This is a genomic window from Endozoicomonas gorgoniicola, from assembly GCF_025562715.2.
Classification (GTDB): domain Bacteria; phylum Pseudomonadota; class Gammaproteobacteria; order Pseudomonadales; family Endozoicomonadaceae; genus Endozoicomonas_A; species Endozoicomonas_A gorgoniicola.
Genome location: NZ_JAPFCC010000001.1, coordinates 3,795,513 through 3,818,707, shown reverse-complemented (window position 1 = coordinate 3,818,707; position 23,195 = coordinate 3,795,513). Strand labels below are relative to the sequence as shown.

Sequence of the window (23,195 nt, the reverse complement as noted above, 5' to 3'; positions counted from 1 at the left end):
TCCAGCTGTTCCGGGGCCGTAATCCCAACGTTTGTCTCAGGTTTTTGGTGAACCTCCTTAAAGGCTGTGCTCTGCTGTCTCCTATCCTGACAGGCGCTGGCCGGGCTGATACGGTCTGGCTTGAAAATGGAGACATGATCTCTGGTGAAGTGATCAGTCTGGATGCTGGAATATTGAAGCTGAACACCGTCTATGCCGGTGAACTGAGCATTAACTGGCGGCATGTTCGTTCAGTTAAAACGGATAACCCCTTGTGGATTAATCTGATTGGTGAAAACAAAGCACAACTCAGGGAGCTGCGGGGCAGCAGTGATAATCTGGTTATCGTGGATGAAGATGGTTATGAACGAGAATTTTCAGCCGCCTGGCCCGTTGCCAGTATGGCTCAGTCGGAACCGACCTTAGAGGATAAATGGGAGTTCGGGGGACATGTCAATGTTAATCTGAATAGTAAGAGCGGCAACGACATTGAGTCCCGCTACCGGATGAATGGCCAGATGCACCTGAATGATCAGTGGAACAAGAACCGGCTGAAGTGGAGTGTGGATATAGAGCGGAAAGACAAGGGTGTCTGGAAGAAAGATGTCTGGGATCTGCAGTACGACTACAGTCGTTATTTTACTGAACACTGGTTTGCTAATATGTCATCCAAAGAACGTTACCATTCCCGTGAAAACCTTCGCAGTCGTGCCTATATCGGTGGTTTTGTTGGTTACAGAGTTCGCGAAACGTCCACTGAGGCACTGCTAAACAGCGTGGGACTTACCCAGATCTGGGAAACCTATGAACGGGAAGGTAAGAAAAAAAATCTTGCCATTGGCTGGAAGCTGTTTCACAGGCGATACCTGATGAGTGATCTGGAATACTATGTTGATAGCGGCCTTTATTACCGGATTCAGAGCCAGAATCAATGGATCTGGGATGGCGAACACGGCGTTCGTTACAAAGTGACCGATCATTTATCGCTCAATGTGACTCAGAAGTTCGACTTTGACAGTCAGCCTGGTGAAAATGAGAAAATGCTCGACTCGCAGGTAAAGTTTGGTGTTGGTTATAACTGGTAACCAGTCAATATTCGAGGTTGAGAATGGATTTTGACATCCTACCCCACCTGAGTCGGTGGAGGATTCCTGTTAGTCACCTAACAGGTTCCTGTTTCACAGTTCGTTGCTCAGGGAACAAGCTTGGTTATCGCATAAAAGTTCCACAGTGGGAACTTTTACGGTGACGAGCCAACCCATGTTCCCTAAGTCTCACACGAACTCCGCAGGCTTAACCACATGAATGAAGATCATGTGGATGCCATGGTGAAGTACTGCGTTAATGCAGGTATTGTTATTCCTGAAGGTGTTTCCCCCAGAATGGCGGGCGTTGACAGCGAAGGAGTGCACCTGTTACTTGGCGATCAGGTGGTTCGAATTCCTTTTCCTGTCTCGGTTGAAGAACCCATGGCAGTCAGAAAGGCTCTGGTCGATATGGCGCGGGCTGCTTAATTAAGTTGACAGTCTTTAGATAACAATTTGAGATAAAAAAGCTGTATCTAATAATTTAATACAGCTTTTTTTTATGTATTCATAGATCAAAAAGCTTTTAAATCAAGGGATTTGTCTGTTTTTTTTGAATGGTCGATTCTGTTTTAAAAAATAAGGAACTTGTTTTTTCAGTTTCAAATTAATGAACTAATTAATTTGGAAGGCATCTATTAGTTCATAAGTCCCTTTTAATGGGTATCTGAATTTAATTAAACAAGGAAGAAAATTAATATGGATACAATTAATACGCTTTTTAATACTTCGGCCTCTTATGGCCTTGATGCTTACAATAAGATGGCCAGTCTTGCTCAAACCGTTCGTGATGGTGGTGCTAGTGCCTATAGCAGTGTAATGGGAAATGTCTCTTATGCTGATGCAAAAAACTACCTGTACATCAATGGCTCAAGCTGTTACGAAACTTTGAAAAATTCCGCTGCGACTCTTTACAGCAGAACCGTAACAGACTATTTACCTGCAGCCGAAAAAGGATTTTCGGATCTGCAACGTATCTCAACAGCCTTTGGTGAAAAAGTAAGAAAGAACGCTCCTGAGTCATTACAGTCTGCATTTGCTCCATCACAGAGAACGGGTATGAGCGCAGCGGTAATGACGGTTGCTGCACTACCGTTTGCAGTGCCTTATCTGGAAAATCAAATGACGAGCTATTCCTGTGGAAGAGAGCTGAGCAGACAGAAACAGTTGCAGCAGAAGGTAATGGCTGATGCTACGCAGCAAACACCGCAAGAAGCGATCGATTCACTGGAACAGCGATCACAAAATCTGAACGAAGCCATCAATGGGCGCAAGGCAATTTTGAACCGTAGCTGTTTCAGCCTTTGGAATCTCGGTAAAACATTACTAGTGGCAGGTTCTTCCTTTGTTCTTGCACCTTATGTTACCGGGGCGCAGATGGGAGTTTATGCTGCAACCGGTTTGGCGCATATGGTTTACCGTAATGTTTCGAATACGAGCCAGACCCGGTCTCAGATCGCTGAGCTTGAAAGCATGAAAACAGCTACAGATCAGGCCAAGGGTGATAAAGACAATCTTAAAAACAGTCTGGAAGAAGCTGTAAGGTTGACAGCAGAGAATATGAGAGTGATTGCGGAGAAAACACAGGTCACTCAGGAGAAAGCTGCCATAACTGCCGACAGAGACGATATTACGGCACAGCGGAACCAGGAGCGTATTCAACTTCATAATGCTATTCAGCAGATTGGTAATGAGAAAGCACAGCTTCAAAATCGTGTCGACGAGAATGACGCTTTGCTCGCGAACCCAGATGTAGCTTCATTGGTAGAAGCTCATAAAGTGGTTAAGGACGTTGCTGACAAGGACCAGGAGATTGTTGAGGCGCAACGGCTTCTTGATGAAAAACAGCAGGAAAGAAACGATCTGATTGTTGAAAAGCAAGCAAAACAAGACGAGATGCAACAAAGAATGGACGCGTTAACCAGACAGCTTGCGGCTATTAACTAAGCGACTCATTCACTTTAAACCATCCTGAAAAAATCGCCTTCTATTCCGGAAGGCGATTTCTTATTGTGTCATAAAGATTTGGACTATCAGGTCGACTTAACGATTAATATTTATTCAATGTGATCGTTACAATGCACAAGATAACGCCACTTCTGCTATCCGTTTTTGTATCTGTAAACGCCGCTGCCCTGTCGTCATCAGCCTATGGCAGTACAACAATAATCAGCAGCGATGGCGATTCTAAAGTACCTACCGATGTTTATGCTGATGATACAGACCAATATAACTACATTATTGATGTTAATGGAAAAGGGCGTTTTTTTATCACTGGCGCCCGGGTTGTTAACGATTCCACGGCGGGTATCGCTGCGATTTTATTAAAATCCAGTACCGACACCTACTCTATTATTCTTGAGCCTGGCTATTTTTTCTCGTCTTCTATTCGCAGCAGTGGAGCCATTGATGGTTTGCTCATCAGTGACACACTACCAACAGCAGGCACGATTAAAATAGGTGAAATATTATTAAATGATTCGGTCAGTGTTGATCAGGGCATTGCCGTTCACATTAAAGATAAACTGTCGGATGGAGCAGTGATTGTTGGCTCCAAAGGCCGCCTGACCGGTAATAACACCCTGATCAAAACAACGGAACATGGTTATTTGCCGAATCTGGTCATCAGAGGTGAACTAAAAACAACAGGCACTTATGCCATTGACCTGTCGGAAGGGATGGGAGCGGGTAACGTTATTATCGAATCAGGCCTTATTGAAGGTAATATTAAAGGCCCTTCCTCTGCTGATGACCTGCTGAATTTAAATGGCGGTACTGTTGATGGTACTGTTGAAGGCTTTGAAAATATCCAGATTAATACTGCTTCCACTGTTGTACTGACCAATGATGTCATTGGAAGTAATGAGATGGATGTCAGGGGCGGTGTTTCTTTTTTCAAACCTGATTCCGGAGGACAACAGCAGGTCTCCGGAAATATTTCACTGATCGGCAATAGCTATATGGAGGTACTGGTTGGTGTCGATGATTTAGTGAATCCGGCGTTGAAAGTGGCAGGTGATATAACACTTGATAAAGATGCTGAAATATATGTCGTGATGTCTAAAGACGATTACGACAATAACCGGGTGCTGGATAATGTTAAAGTCTTCCAGGCTGATAACGTGGAATTAACGGCAACTGCGGATAGTATTGATGCTTTTATCGGAACACCATTTTTACATAAAATTTATAATCAATTTTATCAGGATGGTTTAGTAACTGTTTCTATTACTCCAAAAAGTATTACTGAGGTTGTTAAAGACCTTAATACCGGGCAATCCAGTGAAGAGGCGTTAACGAGTATTCTGGACAATTTAGCAACCGATTCTTCAGGCGGGTCTTCCGATCTTTATGCCCGACTTCTGCCCATCCGCACTGCTGAAGATATGGCTGAATTTGCTTCCGAGAACAGAGTCAATAACGCAGATATTACTCAGGAAGTGAATATCACTTTAATGAACACTGCGATTACGCAGGTATTGCGTCGTCTGTCAGCGCCTCGTCAGGAGGCTGCTAAAAAGGGTATGGCATACGGTGATGGATTATCTGCAGATGGTTTCTGGCTTCAGGCTATTGGCACAGATATAAAACAGAGCAGTCGCAAAAACACGACGGGTGGTAAGATATTCGGCTATGATGCCAGCCTTGATGGGTTCACCCTGGGTATAGAGTCTTCAAAGGAAGATTATACCTATGGTGGAGCTGTCACACTGGTAAATGCTCATGTTGAAAAAGACGGTGTCAGCGATACCAGTCGTATAAGGAATTACCAGTTCAGTGCTTACAGCCGATGGGAGCATGAGAGCCGTTTTGTCGACTCGGTATTCAACTACGGGCAGAGTTCGCATAAGCGACACCGTTATATTGATGTCCAGGGCTTTTCAGGCTTGCCTTTAGTTGCTGATTTTAATAGCCAGCACTACGGGGTGAGAGTGCTTGGGGGTTACGACCTTTCATATCGGGGTATAGACCTTCAGCCAATGATCGGCTTCAACTACGAAATGGTTCGGACAGACAAATATAAGGAAAAGGATCCAGGTAATATTAATCTCGCTCAGTCCGTTGAGGATCAGAAATATCAGCGAATAGAAGTGGGTGCTGGCATCACTGTAAGTAAAACATTTGCAATGGCTAAAGGTGAAATAGAACCCTACGTAAGCACCATGGTGTGGCATGACCTCAAGGGGCAGCGCATAGAGACAACGGCTCGATTCACTGGTGGCGGTGCAGAATCTTTTGTTTCCAGAGGCGCTGACCCTGTCCGGACAAGCTATCAGGCTTCACTGGGTGTTGTTTACCGTCGGGATGACCGCTTAACATTCTTTGCCGGTTATGAGCTGGGCAAAAAACTGGATTACACCTATAACAGTTATTCAGCTGCTATGAAGTATAAGTTCTGAGTGATCATCTGCTCCATCAACTGAAATTCATCAACTGAAATTCATCAAATCAGGGCAGACCCCCGTTAAGCAATCGGTGAGCGTCTAAGGCAGTGGACACCCAAAAAATGCGACCAGTGTCCACAATACGGTGGCTATAGCCGCCATAGTCATGGCCTGGGGTAGCTGGGTTCTGACATGATCCATCAGGTCACACCCCGTACACAGTGCCGATAAAACCGTGGTATCTGAAATGGGTGAGGTCTGGTCACCAAACACTGCACCATTCAGCACACAGGCAAAACACAGCGCCATAAACAGCCAGGCACTGCTTTCTTCTAATCCAAGACCCAGGGTCAGGCTCCAGGCCAGAGGCATTGCCAGTGGGTAAACAACGGCATAGGTTCCCAGGCTGGTGCCTGTGGAAAAGGCAACCACAATACTTAACCCAAATAACAGGGCTGGCAGCAGCCAGTAAACATTCAGCAAACGTTCTGACAAGAGGCTGACGAGAAAAGCCCCTCCTCCTGTCTGCTGACTTAGATGCCCCATGGTGACAGCCAGTAAAATAATGACAGAGCCGAGTACCACCGATTTCAGACCGTCCACTACACCGTCCGTCAGGTCATTGAGGTTCATGCCCCTCATCAGGGCAATGCCTCCGGCCAGTACAAAGGCTGCAGAAAAGGCCCAGAGAATCTGTGGAGTACCGCGCAACCAGAAAGTCACCAGTGCAGTACCGATCAGCACGCCTAGCGGGAGTACAAATTCCAGCACCCATGGTTGATAGTCCCCCGAGGCATTATCAATTTCACGAGACGCGAGGGGACGACTGTCCGGCGCTGATAACTGCCCTGTCGATCGAGCCCGTTTAATCGCCTTTTTCATTTGTCGCCCAATAAAGGGAGCCTTGTCGATTGATAACAGAAAAGTACCCAGAACCGCCAAAATAGCGTAAAACGACAAAGGCAGGCACTGGAAAAAGAACGTCAGACGATCGGATTCTGTAGCCAGAAAGCTAACACCACTGACAATCAGTAAAGGTTGTACAAACCCCGGCCAGGCATTAAAGGCCAGTATCACTGCGACAGGAGAGGAAGTGGAGTCTACAATATACGACAGTTCCTCTTTTGATATCTTTTCTTCATCGGCAACGGGCGTCACAGTGGTACCCACCAGTACGGCAGAAATGGTTCCTCCCTGGAACATCAGGATACCCAGAGTCCAGGCTACTAACTTTGCTGACACAGGCCCTTTGACGCAGTGTCGCGACAGAAAACGGGCGAAGGCCTGAGCAGCACCGGTTTTTCCCCAGATACCACTCAGCCCGCCCAGCAGCCAGAGGTACAAAATCAGCAGAACTGCAGAACCCGGCTGCCCGATGCTGTTTACCAGCAGCCGGGTAACATCGTACTGACCGATCAGCGCGCCCCCGACAAGCAACCCCCCAAGCAGGGCTGTCAGGGGTTCTTTGAGCATGAAACAAAGAATAATGGCGGTCAGGGCTGGCAGCAGTGACCAGCCTCCCCAATGACGAACAACACTCAGTTTTAACACCTGAGACATGCCATCGGAACCTATCCGTCTGGCCAGGACCGGCTCTGGAAGTTTCTGCTTCAGAGTTGTCTGATTGAGGTTCGAAGGGTGCAGCGGGCTTTGATGATAGGGGGTAATTTCTGACAGTGGAATGTCCAGGTTCTGGAAGCTAACAAACCTGGAACCATCCGGGGTGGTTTCCTGAGGCAGCACCTGTTCCTGAACCTGAGATATCGGAGCCATCGTTCGTCCGACCCAGAAGGACATAGCCAGAAACAGTAGAAAAATCCCCAGGGGAGCCAGGCGACCGAGGTGAAAGCAGCATCCTTTCGGTTTTGAAAAGGTTGTTGGTGAATGCATGATTTTCTTACAAAACCTCTGATAGATCATAAACACCTATTCTCCGGACGCACTTACCTGTCAGAGAATAGAAGTACTCTCAGTCATTAGCTGATTTGTTTTGTCGTACAGACTCCCCCGGATACTCTGGTGTACTCCTAAACCTTGCATTTGGCTCTCAATGTATTTCTGCCAGTCTGTTTTTGTGTAAAGCCAAATTTAGTATCAGACACGAGGTTTACTGCTGTCACACGGGCTTCACCGTGACGCATAGTCATGTTCACGCCAACGGGAAACCAGCTGCACAAAGCTTGGTAGATACTTAGTGTTTCTGCAACTTTACTTAATCGAGAAGACTCTGAAGTGCGTACCAGGTTATGAGCCTTTGGGGTCTCTCTCCCTATTGGGGCCCATCTCCCTGTCGATGATTTCCAGAAGGTCATTAAAGTCTTGGGAATCAGGGAGTTGGTTTTCTGATGTTGAGTTATTCCGTTCCACTTGTGAAGTGGAGGGAGTAGTCGACGTCCCAGTGGTACCCTGTCCTGTTGGCCTTACGCTGACTGACTCGCTCTGTGAGGTCGATGTTACTGGAGCGACAGCGTAGGTCACAGTGGTGTTTGTGGGTCCTGACTGGCCGGGAAAGGGAGCGAGTGTTGGACAGTAACCGGCAGTTGCAGGGTTCACTGGTGGTTGCACGGCTGACTGTGCCGTAGAAGAAAAAACAGTAGAAAAAGGGGCAGCCATGGAGAAGGAGGCATAAAATGCTGCCATGGAGCCCTCAAGCCGTCCTATGTAGAGGGATCTGGCCATTTCCTGCTGTTGGAGTGTCTCCATTTTCTGACTCTGTTCTTCCAATTGCGCTTTAGACAGATTCAGAGACTGAGTGGCTGTTTCCAATTCCCGGTTCTTTGCTTCCAGTTCCGCTTTTGTCTGTTGCAGTGCCTGGGTGACAGACTGTACTTTCTGATCCCTGGATTCCAGTTCCGCTTTTGTCTGTTGTAGAGCCCGGTTGGCAGCCTGTGCTTTCTGGCTTTTTTCTTCCAGTTGCCTGGTTGATTCCTGCAGCTCCTGACGGGCAACCTCTAAGTCAGTTGTCAGTTGAGTTGAGCGCATCAGGAGATCATCTTTATCCACCAGTTGTTCTTGGAGGATCATTATTTTCGTATCAAGCTCTTCAATTTTATCCTTAAATGCCTGTCTCTCTTCATTTACTACTGCCAGTTGTCCGGTTTTCTGGGCCATTTCATCCGTAAGGTTCTGATGACGTTGTTGCAGTGTATTGAACTCATCTTTTAATGGCTGTAACTGCTCCTGAAGGGCGCTGTTTTTAGCTTCAAGTCCGGAAATCTCTACTTGCTGACTCTTTGTTTTATTCCCGAGACTCGTTGCTTCCTGCTCAAAAGGCTTCAGTCGTTCAACCTCTTTCGAGAGGGCTTCTGTCTTATCCTTAAAGGTAATATTGGCCTGTTCAAGCTGGCTCGCTTCGCTGACTTTATTGGTGAGAGCCTTTACGTTGTCCTGGAGGGTACTGTTTTCAGCTTCCAGTGATGAAACCTGTTGTTGCAGACCGGCAGTTTTGTTCTTAAGGTTCGTTGTTTCCTCTTCAAGCTGGTGCTTACTGTCTAGCAGGGTTTGTTTTTCTTTTTGTAAGCTGGTCTCTTGCTCGACAAATTCGCTGATCCTGGTGTTGAGTACTGTAACATTGTCATGAAGAGCATTGTTTTCATTTTCAAGTGCTGAAACCTGTTGTTGCAGATCGACAGTTTTCTGCTTAAGGCTGGTTGTTTCCTGTTCAAGCTGCTGCTTGCTGTCTAGCAGGGTTTGCTTTTCCTGGGTGAATTCGCTGATTCTGGCGGTGAGAGCCTTTAGATTGCTCTGAAGGTTTTTGTTTTCATCTTCAAGTGATGAAAGCTGTGATTGCTGATTGGCTGTTTTGTTCTTAAGGTTCGTTGTTTCCTCTTCAAGCTGCTGCTTGCTGTCTAGCAGGGTTTGTTTTTCTTTTTGTAAGCTGGTCTCTTGCTCGACAAATTTGCTGATCCTGGTGCTGAGTACTGCAACATTGTCATGAAGGGTATTGTTTTCAACTTCAAGCGCTGAAATCTGTTGTTGCTGACCGGCTGCTTTAGTCTCAAACTGCTCGATCTGATCTTTCAGGGTTTGCTGTTCCTGTTGTGCGAGCTTCTGCTGTTGGGCTGCCTGCTCCCGGGTAGATTGGAGTTGAGTGGTCAGCTGCTGATTTTGAGTTTTTAACCCCAGAAACTTCAGGTTTGACGCTGAATTTTTAACCAGCAGCTCTTTATTTTCCTGTTCTGTTTTCAGCCTGCTCTCATCAGAAACCTTCACATTTTCCCTGAGTTCTTCACACTGTTTTTCCAGGGTGCTGATCGTGCTTTCGTTTTTTTTCTGAAGCTCGTAATGTTCCTCTTCGAGATTGGAAAACTGTTTTTGGCGCTCTCGAATTTCTTTACGGAGCGAACCTGTATCCTCTTTATACCGGTTCTTCAGGCGGTCTTTTTCCTCTGTTGCCTTTGCGTTCTTTGTTTGCAGATCGGTAATGCGTTCTTTAAGTGTACAGATCTTCTGTAACTGTGCGGCTTCAGTTTCCTTAAACTTCTGCACTGTCTGAAGGTGTTGTTTTAATTGTGCAGCAGAATGGCTCTGTTCAGTTTCCAGGCGTTGCTTCATTTCAGTGTAAGGCTCAGACTCGGGCTGCGCGGCAGGTTTATGTACACTCTGCTCACTGGTGAGTCTGTCGATCTTCTCATTTAGTTTTTGCCTGGCCAAATGGGATTCTTTATGATACCTGTCCATTTCCTTTTTCAGATTCTTGTGCCGGGTTGAAAGATCATCATAATTTTTCTGTAACGCTTCCAGCTGCTGACTTGTAGCGCTGGCCTGAGACAGTTGTTGTTGCAGTGTTTCCCGTTCAGCATTGAGTGTTTTGATTTTGGTCATTAGTTGCACTTGCTGTGACTGGAGCTGACTCAGTTCTTCCTGTACTTGCGTGTGAGTGGTAGTCAGCTGGTCGTGAGTTTCCTGCAGTTCCTTAAGTGCTGCAGAAGAGCGCAACATTTCGGACTGTATGGCTTTGGGATCAAGGAGTTCACCGGTGCCCACCTGGGTTGACACGGTGTTAACATTAATCTGTGGTGGTACCGTTACACTGGCGCTGTCTATTTCAGGCCCACTCACGGGGACATCGTCGGTGTGACCGGTCTTGCTGACCGGGGCGCTGGAGTCACCTGCCCTGGGTTTTTTGGTTTTGGTATGTTCAGAGTCAGTGTCTGACGACGCTGCACGTCTTTTTCTGGAGTGTCTTGAGGTCTGTTCAGAATCGGATGAGTCATTGTCACTGCTGCTACTGCTACTGCTGCTGCTACTGCTGCTGTCACTGCTGCTGCTACTGCTGTCGCTTCTGTCGCTTCTGTCGCTTCTGTCACTTCTGTCACTTCTGTCACTTCTGAACCGGCGACTGCGGTCGGGTGAACCGATCTGATCTTCCAGCCGGTTGTAAGCTAACTGGAAAATGTCATTTAACCTGCCCTTGACATCCTTTATCAAATCCAGAGCGTCTGCAGATTGACCAGCTGCAAAGTAGAGCCGGGCCTTCTCAAGGTGCGCATAGGTTCCCTTGTCTGGTTTTATGTCATCCAGTATTTTAAGAGCCTTATCCTTTTGATCTGTATGCAGATAGCAATCAGCATAAGCAAGATCGATCACTTCTTTCTGGTGAGATCCTTTTTCATAATCCGGCAATCTGCCCAGGCAGGATTTTGCGAACCAGTAATCACCTCTTGCAATGGATTCGAGAAATGCCAGCCAGTTCTTTTCTATAATCGTGCCGCAATATTTACTAAGATCCAAAGACATCGCTTTTGCGGAAGAGGATGACGTAAAGTACTTCTCGTTCACCAGTCCTTTGGTAAACTTTCTCATCATCTCAGGGTTTTGACTGGCAGAGAGACCCAGCTGTCCTAGGCTGACAAAGTGCTGTGACACCTGTTTAGCATCTTTTTCGCTGTGCACGGAGTTACGGTAGCCCCTGGGACCGAAGGTGAGCAGGGTCCAGCCATAAAAGAGCATATTATTGTTCTTACGAATAAGGTTCTCTTCTGAATTGAGCTTCCGGCCGTGGAGCCAGGCTTCTGAAAAAGCCCTGGCTCCACAGGCCATGATCACAGCGGCATCCTGGCTGAAACCTTCACGAACGGCGGCATTGTGCTGTTCTTTCATAAGGCGAAATGCCTTGTGTATATTTTTGGCTGATTTAATTCCGTCAACCAGTTCCACCACCCTTCTGGCGCGCTGCCCGTCGGCAGACTCCCTGAAATGGGGGTCTTTTTCGGGGAGTTGTTGGCACACTTTAATGTAACACTCCAGCCATTGGGGCTGGCCGTTGCTTTTGAGTACCTGGCTGTTCAGGCTCCACATAAGATACCTGTGAGCCGCTTTGAGCCGGTCCGTAAAGGCTTCGTCTGAAGAGTCTGGATGCCGGGCGTCATTAAGCAGGTAGTTATCGGCAAAAATAACGGACTTGCGAATATCTGCCCAGTCGAGGTTGTCGTAGTCCTCTGGCAGATCCCTTTCCCATTTATCCGGGGCTTTCATGCTCTGTGTGATGATAGTCAGCTCATTTTTTTTGAAATCTTTTTTTGTGGTTTTTGGCGCAGGTGTACTCTGATAGTACTTGGCAATAATCACCAGCACCGAAAGCATGTCATCCAGTTCAACCAGGCTTCTCATGTCTTCCTGTGAAAAACAGTTTCTTCTGCCAAACTCCCGGGCGCTTACCCAGGGGTGCTTGTTCTGAAGCTCTCTAATCGCCTTACTGGCCTTTTCAAACTGACCTTTCGCCATATAATCACAGCACTCCAAATGGACTTCACGAAACTTCTCAGGAATGGTGCGCCTGCTTGAGGACGATTCCCCCTTTCGTTGTGTACCTGTGGTTGCACTGCGTGAATGGGAAGTGCGTGAGGTGTGGCGAGAGTCTGCCTTTCTGCTACGGATTCTCTGCGGAGATCGTGACCTGCTGCGGGAGCGGCTGGATTCCGGTTCACTGTTGCTATTGTTATGTTTCTGACGACCACGGATATTTCCACGTTTTACCGTGGAATGCCTGAAGGTCGTCTCAGGTTGGGTTGCTGAGGATGTTGTTGCAGAAAGTGCTGCTGAAGCCTTACTGTCTGGAGGGGTCGTCCCTGCTCCGCCTGTAAACATGATATCTTCCCTGATTCTTTGTAACTCCACATTGGACACACCCTGGCTGTGATGGTTCCCGGGGCTCGGGTTGTATCAATTAATTTTTATCATTCAGATTTAATTCAGCTACATTTGTCACTCGGCAGAGTGATTTATATCAACCAAGGCTCTCCGCCTCTTTATAAGCATAATTTTTCATCCAGCCCGTTAAGGCAATCGTCGCCAGTACGGAATGACCTGCTGAAAAAACGCTTTCAATTTCTCGTTTGGCTTTGCTTTTTCATAATTTGAGTTCACTTTTTCAAACGTCCTGACAGGAGCGTGTGATTGTTATGTACCACGAATTCAAAATACGCTATTCAACAGTTATACGACATTTATCGCCCTTAGCGTTGTCAATGACACTATTGGTAAATTCAGTGCCGGGCAAAGCTGCTCCAACGGGGGCGAATGCTACAATTGCCCCGAATCCTATCAATGCTACAACGGTTCCGACTGCTATCAATGCTACAACGCCCGCAACGACGAGTGCATATGGTGCTGTAGACTGCACCCTTGATATTAAAACCGGGGGTTCATCTGTTGGGTATGGTCGATGCCCCCTTGCTTCACGTTGCAGCGGGTCAGAAGCAAAAAATGACTGCATTCCCGAGTTCGGGGCAAAATACGGTGGTCAATTTGTCCCAGCAATACGGCAGTGGGGAACATCCGATATAGGAGGACTGAAAAATCCGGTTGACGTTGCTGAGAATCCCAAAAAAAGAGGGCAGATTTGGGCTGTAAACAGTGGAGGTGACAGCCTCTCTATCTTTTACTGCCCGAGAACAAAGACAGGCTATAAGCCGGAAGAACGGAGTGATCTTGCGTCCTGCCATTTTATGCATCATCCGACAGCCATAGACTTTGGTGAAGCACCTGCCGATGGGGATAAGCCTGATTTTCCGGGAACCATGGCTGAATATCTAAGTAAATCGGGAACGTTTATAACGACCCCCGGAGGCTGCAATGATTACACAGCCATCAATTTTATGAGACCAGATTATACTAAACGACGCTGTACTGATTTTATGGGGCCAACACTTTGGGAAAATAACCTTAAAACGTTTGCCATTAAAAATAACGACTTTTTTCCGGATAACCTGAAGATGAAGCCTTTTGGTTCCCACCTGTCGATGATTCATCAACAACCCTATGCAATGGGGGTTGTCTGGGACGGAAAAGACGCGGGTTACTGGACATGGGATGCCGGTGTCGACTCTAAATACGGCAGTATTGTGTACACCAACATCACCCAATCCCATGGTTATGGTGGCTATACTCACACTGGTGCCTCCCTGTTCCGCTATGCGGGAACCACTATGACTAAAAAATCGGCTGCCGGGCCAATTATCCCCGGGCATATGGTCAAATACGACAAGTTCTTGTTTATCGCCAACCCGGCAAAAGGAGTTATTAACGTTCTGGACACCGGAAGTGGATCTAGCGGTGGTCATGTAAAACCCAAAAGAGAGTGGCGAGAATATTACACCACTTATACCAGCATGGTCGGTGCTACATTTACTGAACTTAAAGTCAAAGGCCTTAAGCTTGAAACCCCCAGTGGGCTTGCTATCTCGGAAGACCGGCTATTTGTAACGGATGCTGCAACCGGATATATCCACGCTATCAGGCTGAATCTCAAAACACAAAACCATACATTGATTGGCAGCATTTATACCCCATCAAGCCGAATTGCAGGTTTGACCATAGACAAACAGACTAAACGCATTTGGTTTGTTGATTCAATAGAGCATACTCTCAGCGTTGTAGAACCTCCGTGCTCTAACATAGCTCAATGTGACTATAGCGGTGATTCACCCTGGAGCGATGATTGCGCACCCGATATGGATGAAAAAGGCAAGCCGGTTTGGGATGCACATATAGAGAAGGCAAAGAACCATAGCAATTGGAAAGGTTGTGCAAGATATTATTATCTGGCATGTCCGGGAGGCAATGTACATAAAAATAGCAAGCTTGAAGTCTGCTATCGCAAAGGCGGAAACTGGAAAAATGCCGATGTCGAATGGAGTGAAGGAGAAAGCACCTGCCATTGCCCGACTACTTCAGGTGCAAATCAAGTCGCCGCCTCTGTGATGCTTCCAGCGGTATTAATACCAGCCCTGACGGGTCTTGTTTTCTGGTAGTACTGATCTGCGTTATTTGCTTTTGTGTGCCTGCTTTTTCAGCAGGTAAGACTAAATCACTTCGATTGGTATAACAGCCAGGTCAGTTTAGCGCGGGGGCAGGTTTTCAGTGTGCGGTGGAAAACGGTTCTGCTGCCTGTCCCTGATTCGCGAGATTCTCCGCTTGGATATTAAATACTTAATGATTGTCGTTTATCTTGGCACTGAGTGTGGACAGTGATTAATTTGATGACCCTTAAAATGCTGAGTCTTTTCAGGATGTATACTGAAGTAAACATGAGCGAATGCGGAGAAAAGCATGGAAACCTTCCAGCATGACCTGAAGAGTTTGTTCAGCCAGCTGGGACTGAACAATACACCAGAATACATCGAGCAATTTATAGCTGAGCATTCACTGACAGAGCAACAGTCTATTTTTGAAGCCGATTTCTGGCAGCCAGCACAAAAACAGTTTCTCAGGGAAAGCCATGACCAGGACTCGGACTGGTGTGCGGTGGTCAATGAGTTTGATGTAATGCTGAGAGGCAGAAAATAATCACCGCTTGTCCAGCCAGAAGTATTGATGATAAATGATCTGCCCAAAGCAAAGATTTTTTAATCCTCCCTTGTATTTCTACTATATGCCTCCAGATACAAAGTACTTATAAATACGGAGTCATCCATGCGATTCCCAGTCTGGTTATTTTTGCTGTTCCCCATTATTGAAATGCTGGTGCTGATTGAAGTTGGCAGCGCCATCGGGGGACTGAATGCGGTTGCACTGATTATTTTAGGGGCGATTATTGGTATGGCGGTTTTACGCCAGCAGGGATTCAGTACTATGCTGAGAGCCCGTGAACGTATGGCACATGGGGAGATGCCAGCGACAGAAATGGTAGAAGGGTTTATGATTGCCATTGGTGGTCTGTTTATGATGTTTCCTGGCTTTGTGTCTGACTTTTTCGGGATCGCCCTGCTGATTCCACCAGTACGAAAGTACCTTTTGAAGAAAATGATTGCCAGTGGTCGCTGGCAGGTACACCAGTCTTCGACCACCTTCGAAGGCCAGTATCACCGTGAAGATATTGACCCCAGCCGGGGGCTGCACAATACCTTCGATGGGGACTTCAAACGGGAAGATGAAAAAAAATAGTATTGCCCCCTTGAAAAAGATTAACCGCATCCCTACTTAGAGTAACACCGTATAACAGGTTCGGTTTGGGTGGGTACCAACAGAAATCCACCCGGCCTTAATTGTAAGTTGACTGCTGAATGTTCGGCATAAACAGTTGGAGAGATACATCGATGAAAATCCGTCCGTTGCGTGACCGCGTGGCCGTTCGTCGTGAAGAAGAAGAAACTACCTCTGCTGGCGGCATCGTTCTGCCAGGTTCTGCTACAGAGAAACCAAACCAGGGTGTTGTGGTAGCTGTAGGTAACGGAACTGTTCTGGACAACGGTGAAGTTCGTCCTCTGGGCGTGAAGATTGGCGACAAAGTGATCTTTGGCAAATACGCTGGTTCTGACACCGTTAAGATCGACGGCGAAGAACTGATCATTCTGTCCGAAAGCGAAATCTACGCTGTTCTGGAAGACTGATTGTCTGCGACTCCCTGAGGGGCGTTGATTACAACTGTTTTTAAAATTCGTAAAGGATGTCAATCATGGCAGCAAAACAGGTTAAGTTCGGCGACGAAGCTCGCAAGCAAATGCTGGAAGGCGTTAACGTTCTGGCTGACGCCGTAAAAGCGACTCTGGGGCCTAAGGGTCGTAACGTACTGCTGGAAAAATCCTTCGGTGCGCCAACCATCACTAAAGATGGTGTTTCCGTAGCCAAGGAAATTGAACTGGCTGACAAGTTCCAGAACATGGGGGCTCAACTGGTTAAGGAAGTCGCTTCCCAGGCCAACGATCAGGCGGGTGACGGTACTACGACTGCAACCGTACTGGCTCAGTCCATTCTGAACGAAGGTCTGAAATACGTTGCTGCCGGCATGAACCCAATGGATCTGAAGCGCGGCATCGACAAGGCTGTTATTGAAGTGGTTGCCAAGCTGAAAGGTATGGCGACGCCTTGTGAAGACAGCAAGTCTATCGCTCAGGTGGGTACGATCTCTGCCAACTCCGACGAACTGGTTGGTCAGATCATCGCTGAAGCCATGGAAAAAGTAGGCAAAGAAGGCGTTATTACCGTTGAAGAAGGTTCTGGTCTGGAAAACGAACTGGACGTTGTAGAAGGCATGCAGTTCGACCGTGGCTACCTGTCTCCTTACTTCATCAACAACCAGGAAAGCATGACCTGCGAACTGGAGAACCCGTTCATCCTGCTGGTTGACAAGAAGATCTCCAACATTCGCGACCTGCTGCCAGTACTGGAAAATGTTGCCAAAGCAGGCAAGCCTCTGCTGCTCATTGCTGAAGACGTTGAAGGCGAAGCGCTGGCGACTCTGGTTGTGAACAACATGCGCGGTATCGTTAAGGTATCTGCGGTTAAGGCTCCGGGTTTCGGCGACCGTCGTAAAGCCATGCTGCAGGATATCGCTACCCTGACTGGCGCGACTGTGATTTCTGAAGAAATCGGTCTGTCCCTGGAAGGCGCCACCCTGGAAGACCTGGGTTCTGCCAAGCGCATCGCCATCACTAAGGAAGACACCACCGTTGTTGACGGTGCTGGTAACCAGGCTGACATCGTTGCCCGTGTTGAGCAGATCCGTGCCGAGATCGAAAACTCTTCTTCCGACTACGACAAAGAAAAACTGCAGGAGCGCGTAGCCAAGCTGGCTGGCGGTGTTGCCGTTGTTAAGGTAGGCGCTGCTACCGAAGTCGAAATGAAAGAGAAGAAAGCCCGTGTAGAAGATGCTCTGCACGCTACCCGCGCTGCGGTTGAAGAAGGCGTTGTTGCTGGTGGTGGTGTAGCCCTGATCCGCGCTCTGTCTGCTATCGAAGTTGACGCTATCAACGCTGAGCAAAAAGCGGGTGTTGAACTGGTTCTGCGCGCTCTGGAAGGCCCAATCCGTCAGATCGCTGCTAACTCCGGTGATGAAGCTTCGGTTGTGGTTGACAAGGTGCGTTCCGGCGAAGGTAACTTCGGTTACAACGCTGCAACCGGCGAATACGGCGACATGATTGACATGGGTATTCTGGATCCGGCCAAAGTAACCCGTTCTGCCCTGCAGGCGGCTGCTTCCGTTGCTGGTCTGATGATCACTACCGAAGCCATGGTTGCTGACGAGCCAAAAGAAGAAGCACCTGCTATGCCTGATATGGGCGGTATGGGTGGCATGGGCGGCATGGGCGGCATGATGTAATCAGCCCCCTGACTGTCTGAAGCCTTGCTTCAAACCACATCCATAGATGTATAAGCCGCAGCCTTTGTGCTGCGGCTTTTTTTTGGAAGTATTTTTTGAAAAGTACTTAATATGAAGGGTTCTGGGAACCCGCCGATTTAATACCTGTTGAAAACCTGACAGGTAAATGACTATGTCCAGTGGTATCACGCCGGGTTCCAGTGTTCGCACTCCCCCCATCACTTCTACAAGTGGGGCAGCAGGGTCGACAGGGAAGCGGAATGGAACTTCTGTAGCGGGAGTAGCCAATCCGAGACGCCAGCTTGGCAGCATTCCGCCGAACCAAACTTCTGGCACTTCACTTCGTGAACGCTCAGCCAGCCAGCCGGGTACGCCTCCTTCCAATCAACTAACCGGTTCAACATCCTCACAGTCTGCCCGGGAGGGTGGTGCTGTGGAAAACCCCAGGGAAAAACAGAAAAGAGAAGTGGAAGAAGCCCGCCAGTCCAGAGAGAGCAGCAGTTTGGAAGAACTGGAAGCCGAGCAGGAAGCCTTGCTGAACGAAGCCGGTGAGAAATATCAAAAGGTTGAGGAGCATACTGTTCTTGGCAAAGCATTTGCCGCCCTGGATAACCCGTCCGAAGCCCTCAAAGGCGTTAAAGTGATCATTCGGTTGCCGGGTGAAGACAAACCAATACACCTGATTCCTCCTGATAAGAAGGCGCTTAAAGGTCGTGATGTTGCCGCATTGACAAAGCTGGCAAAAGACATACTCCAGCAATACAACAACACGGTCTTTACTGGCTTTAAAAAGGAAGAATTCAACCAGCGATTGTCGACGATTCAGGAAATGCTCAAAGATGTGGGCGGTAAGATATCTGAAAAAGGTAAGCCGGATAATGACTGGCAGAAGCGGCTGGAAGATTTGCAATACCGGCAATCAATTTTTCATGTTAAAGAGCCAGCACCCGTTGGGAGTTCAGAAGATGCAGTACCAGAACTGACAGTGGAAAGGCTGGGAAAAGAAGAAACAGAACAACTCATGAAAGATCTGAAAATGATCGAGCCAGAACCCACAACACTGGCAGGAAAATTTTGGAGGTTCCTGAACCATGGAAGGCAGCCGTAACATTCCGCCTGGCCCCACACCTTCAGGTAAAGCGTTGACTGAGGAGACTGTGCCGGGAGAAGAACAACCCGATGCAGGTTCAACTGCGCCCCCTGATGGACGCCCGAAAATGGAAGGACTGGAACCAGGCAAAGCGCCTAAAAAGTCCTTGCGGCAAAGAATGGCCAGAGCGCAGCCTGAGGCAACGCCAACGACAGGTCAGGCTAAAAAAAATTCACCTGAGGCGTTGTTGAGAGAGCGAGAGAATGTGTTGACTGACGTTAATCAGTTGTCCGTTATTAATGGAAAGCTGAAAATTCTTGGCGAAGCTCAGAGGGCTCTGGAATCCCCAAATGCTCCACCAGACGGGTTAACGATTAAAGTTGAGATTGATAACCGTATGGTCTCTATTATCCCTCCTGATACAGAAGCCTTGCGAGGGCAGGATATGGAACAGTTGTTGAGGGAAGTTAAAGAAGCTGTCAATCGCGGTTATGCAAAGTGTGCAACAGAGGTTGGTCCTAAACCGCTGCCAGAACAGTTTCAGGAGCTACAGCAAAAGTTTATTCAGTTAAGTCGCAAGCTTGGAAAAGAGTACGCTGAAGGGGAAGTAATACAGGGGCATTTGAATCAGGCATTGAAAGCGGTGCCGAAATCCATGCAGGTGGATTATTCGGGAGGAACCGTTCTGATTGAAAGAGTTATCAAGCCCAAAAAGAAGCCAGCAGTAACGGCTCCTGAGCAACCCCCGCAGTCATCTGAGCCAGCCCGACCTGAGAATGACTCACCGGGCGATTAGTTACCTTCAACGGAACCTGTGGCGCTATTTTCTGTCAAAACATGCTGAATAGCCATTGAAGGTTTAGGTGGAAATGATTTCAAGCAGTTCCGGACAAGGTTCCGTCCCCACAAGCCAGAGCAGTACCGTCAACAGTGAGTCCCCCCCCGATTATGCATCCGGTTTTTATAATCGGATGGTCATAGGGCTCAGGAACGTTATGGGGTACCTGAACCTTCAGCGAACACCGGTCAGTAGCCCCGCAGCTGACTCTGGACAGCCTGTTCTCCAGCGTGAACTTCAGAGTGCCAGTCAAAAGACTTTAATGACGGCGCAAAGCGATTCGAAAGTAACGCCCTCCCTCTTCAGTGCTGACACGCTTTTTCATGATCCCTTTAAGCCAGAGCCCGAACTTGAATTGAGCGATATTTTTGAAGAAACCATTTCGGAAGACGTGGGCGAAGCGCTGAATAGCAGTTATATGGCGGGCTGTAGTTTGATGCGCGGTCATGAAGCCAGTTATGAGTGTCAAGGCAAATTTTTTTACATTGTGCCTGATGAACCGGGGAAGAATATTGCTAGCCGTTGGTCTGCTGAATTGAGTGAGAAGTTTGGACAGAAGGAGGAGGCGGTTCGGAGTGAAGCCATGAAATATTTTACCCTTATCCATTCAAAACTCAGAGGCGCAGAATTCTTACAGTCTGAACAGTTTGTTCTGAAAGCATTTACCCACTTCGTTGAAGGAGTACATCAGAGCGTTAAACTTGAGCAGGCATTTAAGGCATGGGAGCGAGAAGGGCTGTCCAGAGCAGGATTATCTGAATCTGACACCGAATTGTTCAGGCTGATGATTGAAGGGAGTCGCTGCGGTAGTGCCAGTGAGCGCTTCCGGCTGAATAATGAACTTGGCTACCTGGAGCGATGCTATCAAGGTTTTTTTGAGCTGCTCAATGCGCTGGGAGTGGCACCTGATAAGCGGCTCTCGGTCTCTGATATCAACCGTGTGGCAGCTGTCGTCGGTAGTCATTTTTGTAATGAAAACACAGTGTACAGAGTGAGTATTAAAGTTGAAGACTGTCTGGCTTTGTTCGCCCGGATGATGCCATGCAGGCTTTTAGTCTCTAGTGACAGTTCTAACTTTGATAGGGAGTACTTAGAATTGTTATTGGATAAGGAACCGACTAATGAAAGCGAAAGGTCTGCTGTAGAGTACATCCTTAAGCGCCAGAAAGAAGATGGTGCTCATTTCAAGCTGGTGTTCATAAGCGTCAGTGGTGATGGCAAAATGCTTTTTCAGGTAAGGTACGCCAGTGATGATAAGCAGCGGGATGCTCAGGCGGTACTGGATCAGTATTACAAGACAGTGGCCGAAAAAAAATCGGACCTGGAGATTGTCGAGGCTGCGGTCAAGACTGCCTGTATGCTCCAGCGAATGCATCTGTATGGCGACGGTAATGGTCGTATACAGTTTTTTATGGTGCTACCTGCCCTGTTGTATCAACAGGGGTTCTGGCTCACGAAAACTCTGGACAATCCATGGGCGCTGGTGGATTCGGTCTCTCCTGAAACCATTGCCAGGATGCTGTTACCCCTGTGTGAGCGCAGGCCTGTGTTCACTACCCCTATAGACTGGCGAAGCCATGTGTCAGGGGCAGAAAACGTGCGTCTGCTCTGTGCTATGGGAGAGGTCGAGGCGTTTAAGGAAGTTATTAGTCAGCGGCCAGAGCTATTGAAGCATACTTTTCAACCGAATGACTTAGCCCTGTTGGCTACTGCCGTCTACAGCAATCAGAAAAGCATTGTCGAATATATATTAAGCCACCATCCGGAAAGCGTAAGCTCTGAGGAAGTGGATAAACTGATCAGCTATCTTGATGAATCGAACTTCAGCCCCGACGTTACGAAGGGGCTGCGGGTGTTATTGAATAATTATCTTGCGTTTGAATTGCCATCAGGTGATGGAATCAACGCTTCTGAAAGGAATAAACAGAGCCCAGCCCAAGTATCTGAGTCAGTTGATCCAGAGCTTCCCTTGATTCTGTAATAAGGTCTGGATCGGCTAAATCGCCTTCTTTTAACTGATCACGATAGTGGCTTTCAACCCACCGGGTCAGCTGTGAATACAGTGAATCTGTTATCAGACAGTGTGGATTAACCGCCTGCAACTCCTGTTCGTTGAGTACCACTCTTAATCTCAGGCAGGCGGGGCCGCCGCCGTTGTTCATGCTTTGTCTGAGATCAAATACCTTGACCTGGTCGATGGGATTATCAGTATTAACCAGTTCGCTGAGGTAGCTTGAAACTGTCGGGTTATTTTCACAGTCAGAAGGGACGACCATGGTCATCTTGCCATCATCACGACTGAGTAACTGGCTGTTAAACAGATAGGTTTGTACAGCCGTTTCTACCCGAATCCGGCTTTCGGGAACCTCTACAATCTGCAACTGACCTGCAGTGGCCTTTTGCAGATTTTTATACACTTCAGCCTGATTCAGAAATGCTTTTTCATGGCAGAGCAGCAGGTGCTGGTTGCCGACTGCAATCACATCGTTATGAAACACGCCCTTGTCAATCACATCCGGGTTTTGCTGGGCATAAACAACCGCTTCCTCTTTTAATCGGTGCTGTCTTGCCACTGCTGTGCAGGCTTCCAGGGTTTGTCTTGCCCGATAGCGCCCGGGAGCTGGCCGGGTTTCATCCAGACCGTAGCGACCAAAGACAAAAAAGGAAATGGCGGGTTGATGGTAGTCGCTGCACAGTCTGGTATGGTTGGCAGCCCCTTCATCACCCAGTACGCCGGCTCCCGGCAATGCAGGGTGATGTTGGAAATACTGTTCGTCGTTAAACACCGCTTTAAGAATACGGGCAGTGCTTTTGTGTTCAATGGAACGATGAAATTTGCTAACCAGATTGGCAGGCGTAAAGTGAACCTTGCCATCTTGTGTGTCGACGCTTGCTGACACCGTTGCAGCATTGGCTGTCCACATACTGGAAGCTGAACAACAGGCTGACAGAAGTTCAGGTGCCTGTCTGGCCGCTGCTTCCAGTACACGGGCATCGGTACCAAAAAAACCTAAACGACGCAAAGTGTCTATATCCGGACGCGCCTGTGGTGGCAGGACTCCCTGAACAAACCCTAAATCGTTCAGGGCTTTCATTTTGGCAAGCCCTTGTAATGCTGCCTGTCTGGGATTGGACGATTGTTGCTTATTCTGTGTGGAGGCAATATTCCCGGTAGACAGGCCAGCGTAGTTATGGGTAGGTCCTACCAGACCATCAAAATTGGCTTCTATGGCTTTCATTCTTACTCACTGCTTTTTATTCGTAAATTACCGCTTTT

15 protein-coding genes are annotated in these 23,195 nt (G+C 47.8%); 12 read left to right on the top strand and 3 right to left on the bottom strand.

What is annotated here, in order from left to right; genetic code table 11:
- The first annotated feature begins 47 nt into the window (after positions 1-47).
- The 4 genes from NX722_RS17370 (at position 48) to NX722_RS17355 (ending at position 5,464) form a co-directional block, all read left to right on the top strand.
- Entirely contained in the window at positions 48-1,064 is a 1,017-nt protein-coding gene (locus NX722_RS17370) for a DUF481 domain-containing protein (protein ID WP_262564102.1), read from the top strand.
- Between the two features lie 216 nt (positions 1,065-1,280).
- On the top strand, positions 1,281-1,493 hold the full coding sequence (locus NX722_RS17365) for a DUF2470 domain-containing protein (RefSeq protein ID WP_262564101.1): 213 nt from the start codon (positions 1,281-1,283) through the stop codon (positions 1,491-1,493).
- A gap of 270 nt (positions 1,494-1,763) precedes the next feature.
- Positions 1,764-3,011: an AAA family ATPase gene (locus NX722_RS17360; RefSeq protein ID WP_262564099.1), complete on the top strand. Its 1,248-nt coding sequence runs from the start codon at positions 1,764-1,766 to the stop codon at positions 3,009-3,011.
- 131 nt (positions 3,012-3,142) lie between these two features.
- Positions 3,143-5,464, top strand: a complete 2,322-nt coding sequence (locus NX722_RS17355) for an autotransporter family protein (RefSeq protein ID WP_262564098.1) — start codon at positions 3,143-3,145, stop codon at positions 5,462-5,464.
- An 84-nt stretch (positions 5,465-5,548) separates the two neighbouring features.
- Here NX722_RS17355 and NX722_RS17350 read toward each other — a convergent pair whose 3' ends face one another.
- Both NX722_RS17350 and NX722_RS17345 read right to left on the bottom strand, forming a co-directional pair.
- Positions 5,549-7,222: a Na+/H+ antiporter NhaC family protein gene (locus NX722_RS17350; protein WP_262564097.1), complete on the bottom strand. Its 1,674-nt coding sequence runs from the start codon at positions 7,220-7,222 to the stop codon at positions 5,549-5,551.
- A gap of 471 nt (positions 7,223-7,693) precedes the next feature.
- On the bottom strand, positions 7,694-12,538 hold the full coding sequence (locus NX722_RS17345) for a coiled-coil domain-containing protein (protein ID WP_262564096.1): 4,845 nt from the start codon (positions 12,536-12,538) through the stop codon (positions 7,694-7,696).
- Positions 12,539-12,852: 314 nt separating this feature from the next.
- Between NX722_RS17345 and NX722_RS17340 the strand changes: the two genes are divergently transcribed.
- The 8 genes from NX722_RS17340 to NX722_RS17305 all read left to right on the top strand — a co-directional run bounded on the left by NX722_RS17340 (position 12,853) and on the right by NX722_RS17305 (position 21,899).
- Positions 12,853-14,703 (top strand): YncE family protein, encoded by a 1,851-nt coding sequence (locus NX722_RS17340; RefSeq protein WP_262564094.1) that lies wholly within the window; start codon positions 12,853-12,855, stop codon positions 14,701-14,703.
- Between the two features lie 298 nt (positions 14,704-15,001).
- Entirely contained in the window at positions 15,002-15,238 is a 237-nt protein-coding gene (locus NX722_RS17335) for a DUF2789 domain-containing protein (protein ID WP_262564092.1), read from the top strand.
- 126 nt (positions 15,239-15,364) lie between these two features.
- Positions 15,365-15,835 (top strand): FxsA family protein, encoded by a 471-nt coding sequence (locus NX722_RS17330; protein ID WP_262564090.1) that lies wholly within the window; start codon positions 15,365-15,367, stop codon positions 15,833-15,835.
- 152 nt (positions 15,836-15,987) lie between these two features.
- A complete protein-coding gene (locus NX722_RS17325) occupies positions 15,988-16,281 on the top strand; it encodes a co-chaperone GroES (RefSeq protein ID WP_262564089.1) in 294 nt (97 codons plus the stop codon).
- Positions 16,282-16,346: 65 nt separating this feature from the next.
- Complete coding sequence (groL, locus tag NX722_RS17320; RefSeq protein ID WP_262564087.1) at positions 16,347-17,990, top strand: chaperonin GroEL; 1,644 nt, start codon at positions 16,347-16,349, stop codon at positions 17,988-17,990.
- A gap of 172 nt (positions 17,991-18,162) precedes the next feature.
- Positions 18,163-19,098 (top strand): hypothetical protein, encoded by a 936-nt coding sequence (locus NX722_RS17315; RefSeq protein WP_262564085.1) that lies wholly within the window; start codon positions 18,163-18,165, stop codon positions 19,096-19,098.
- Positions 19,082-19,876, top strand: coding sequence for a hypothetical protein (locus tag NX722_RS17310; RefSeq protein WP_262564084.1), 795 nt, complete (start codon positions 19,082-19,084; stop codon positions 19,874-19,876). Before NX722_RS17315 ends, NX722_RS17310 begins: the two co-directional genes overlap by 17 nt.
- Positions 19,877-19,949: 73 nt before the next feature.
- Complete coding sequence (locus tag NX722_RS17305) at positions 19,950-21,899, top strand: hypothetical protein (protein WP_262564083.1); 1,950 nt, start codon at positions 19,950-19,952, stop codon at positions 21,897-21,899.
- Here the strand turns inward: NX722_RS17305 and astB are convergent.
- Positions 21,820-23,157: an N-succinylarginine dihydrolase gene (gene astB, locus NX722_RS17300; RefSeq protein ID WP_262564081.1), complete on the bottom strand. Its 1,338-nt coding sequence runs from the start codon at positions 23,155-23,157 to the stop codon at positions 21,820-21,822. The genes NX722_RS17305 and astB overlap by 80 nt on opposite strands.
- Positions 23,158-23,195: the final 38 nt, after the last annotated feature.

What these genes read in the sequence shown, in the direction of transcription:
- NX722_RS17365 (WP_262564101.1), top strand. Translation starts at nt 1,281, where the DNA reads ATGAATGAAGATCATGTGGATGCCATGGTGAAGTACTGCGTTAATGCA.
- NX722_RS17360 (WP_262564099.1), top strand. Translation starts at nt 1,764, where the DNA reads ATGGATACAATTAATACGCTTTTTAATACTTCGGCCTCTTATGGCCTT.
- NX722_RS17355 (WP_262564098.1), top strand. Translation starts at nt 3,143, where the DNA reads ATGCACAAGATAACGCCACTTCTGCTATCCGTTTTTGTATCTGTAAAC.
- NX722_RS17350 (WP_262564097.1), bottom strand. Translation starts at nt 7,222, where the DNA reads ATGGCTCCGATATCTCAGGTTCAGGAACAGGTGCTGCCTCAGGAAACC.
- NX722_RS17345 (WP_262564096.1), bottom strand. Translation starts at nt 12,538, where the DNA reads ATGTTTACAGGCGGAGCAGGGACGACCCCTCCAGACAGTAAGGCTTCA.
- NX722_RS17340 (WP_262564094.1), top strand. Translation starts at nt 12,853, where the DNA reads ATGTACCACGAATTCAAAATACGCTATTCAACAGTTATACGACATTTA.
- NX722_RS17335 (WP_262564092.1), top strand. Translation starts at nt 15,002, where the DNA reads ATGGAAACCTTCCAGCATGACCTGAAGAGTTTGTTCAGCCAGCTGGGA.
- NX722_RS17330 (WP_262564090.1), top strand. Translation starts at nt 15,365, where the DNA reads ATGCGATTCCCAGTCTGGTTATTTTTGCTGTTCCCCATTATTGAAATG.
- NX722_RS17325 (WP_262564089.1), top strand. Translation starts at nt 15,988, where the DNA reads ATGAAAATCCGTCCGTTGCGTGACCGCGTGGCCGTTCGTCGTGAAGAA.
- groL (WP_262564087.1), top strand. Translation starts at nt 16,347, where the DNA reads ATGGCAGCAAAACAGGTTAAGTTCGGCGACGAAGCTCGCAAGCAAATG.
- NX722_RS17315 (WP_262564085.1), top strand. Translation starts at nt 18,163, where the DNA reads ATGTCCAGTGGTATCACGCCGGGTTCCAGTGTTCGCACTCCCCCCATC.
- NX722_RS17310 (WP_262564084.1), top strand. Translation starts at nt 19,082, where the DNA reads ATGGAAGGCAGCCGTAACATTCCGCCTGGCCCCACACCTTCAGGTAAA.
- NX722_RS17305 (WP_262564083.1), top strand. Translation starts at nt 19,950, where the DNA reads ATGATTTCAAGCAGTTCCGGACAAGGTTCCGTCCCCACAAGCCAGAGC.
- astB (WP_262564081.1), bottom strand. Translation starts at nt 23,157, where the DNA reads ATGAAAGCCATAGAAGCCAATTTTGATGGTCTGGTAGGACCTACCCAT.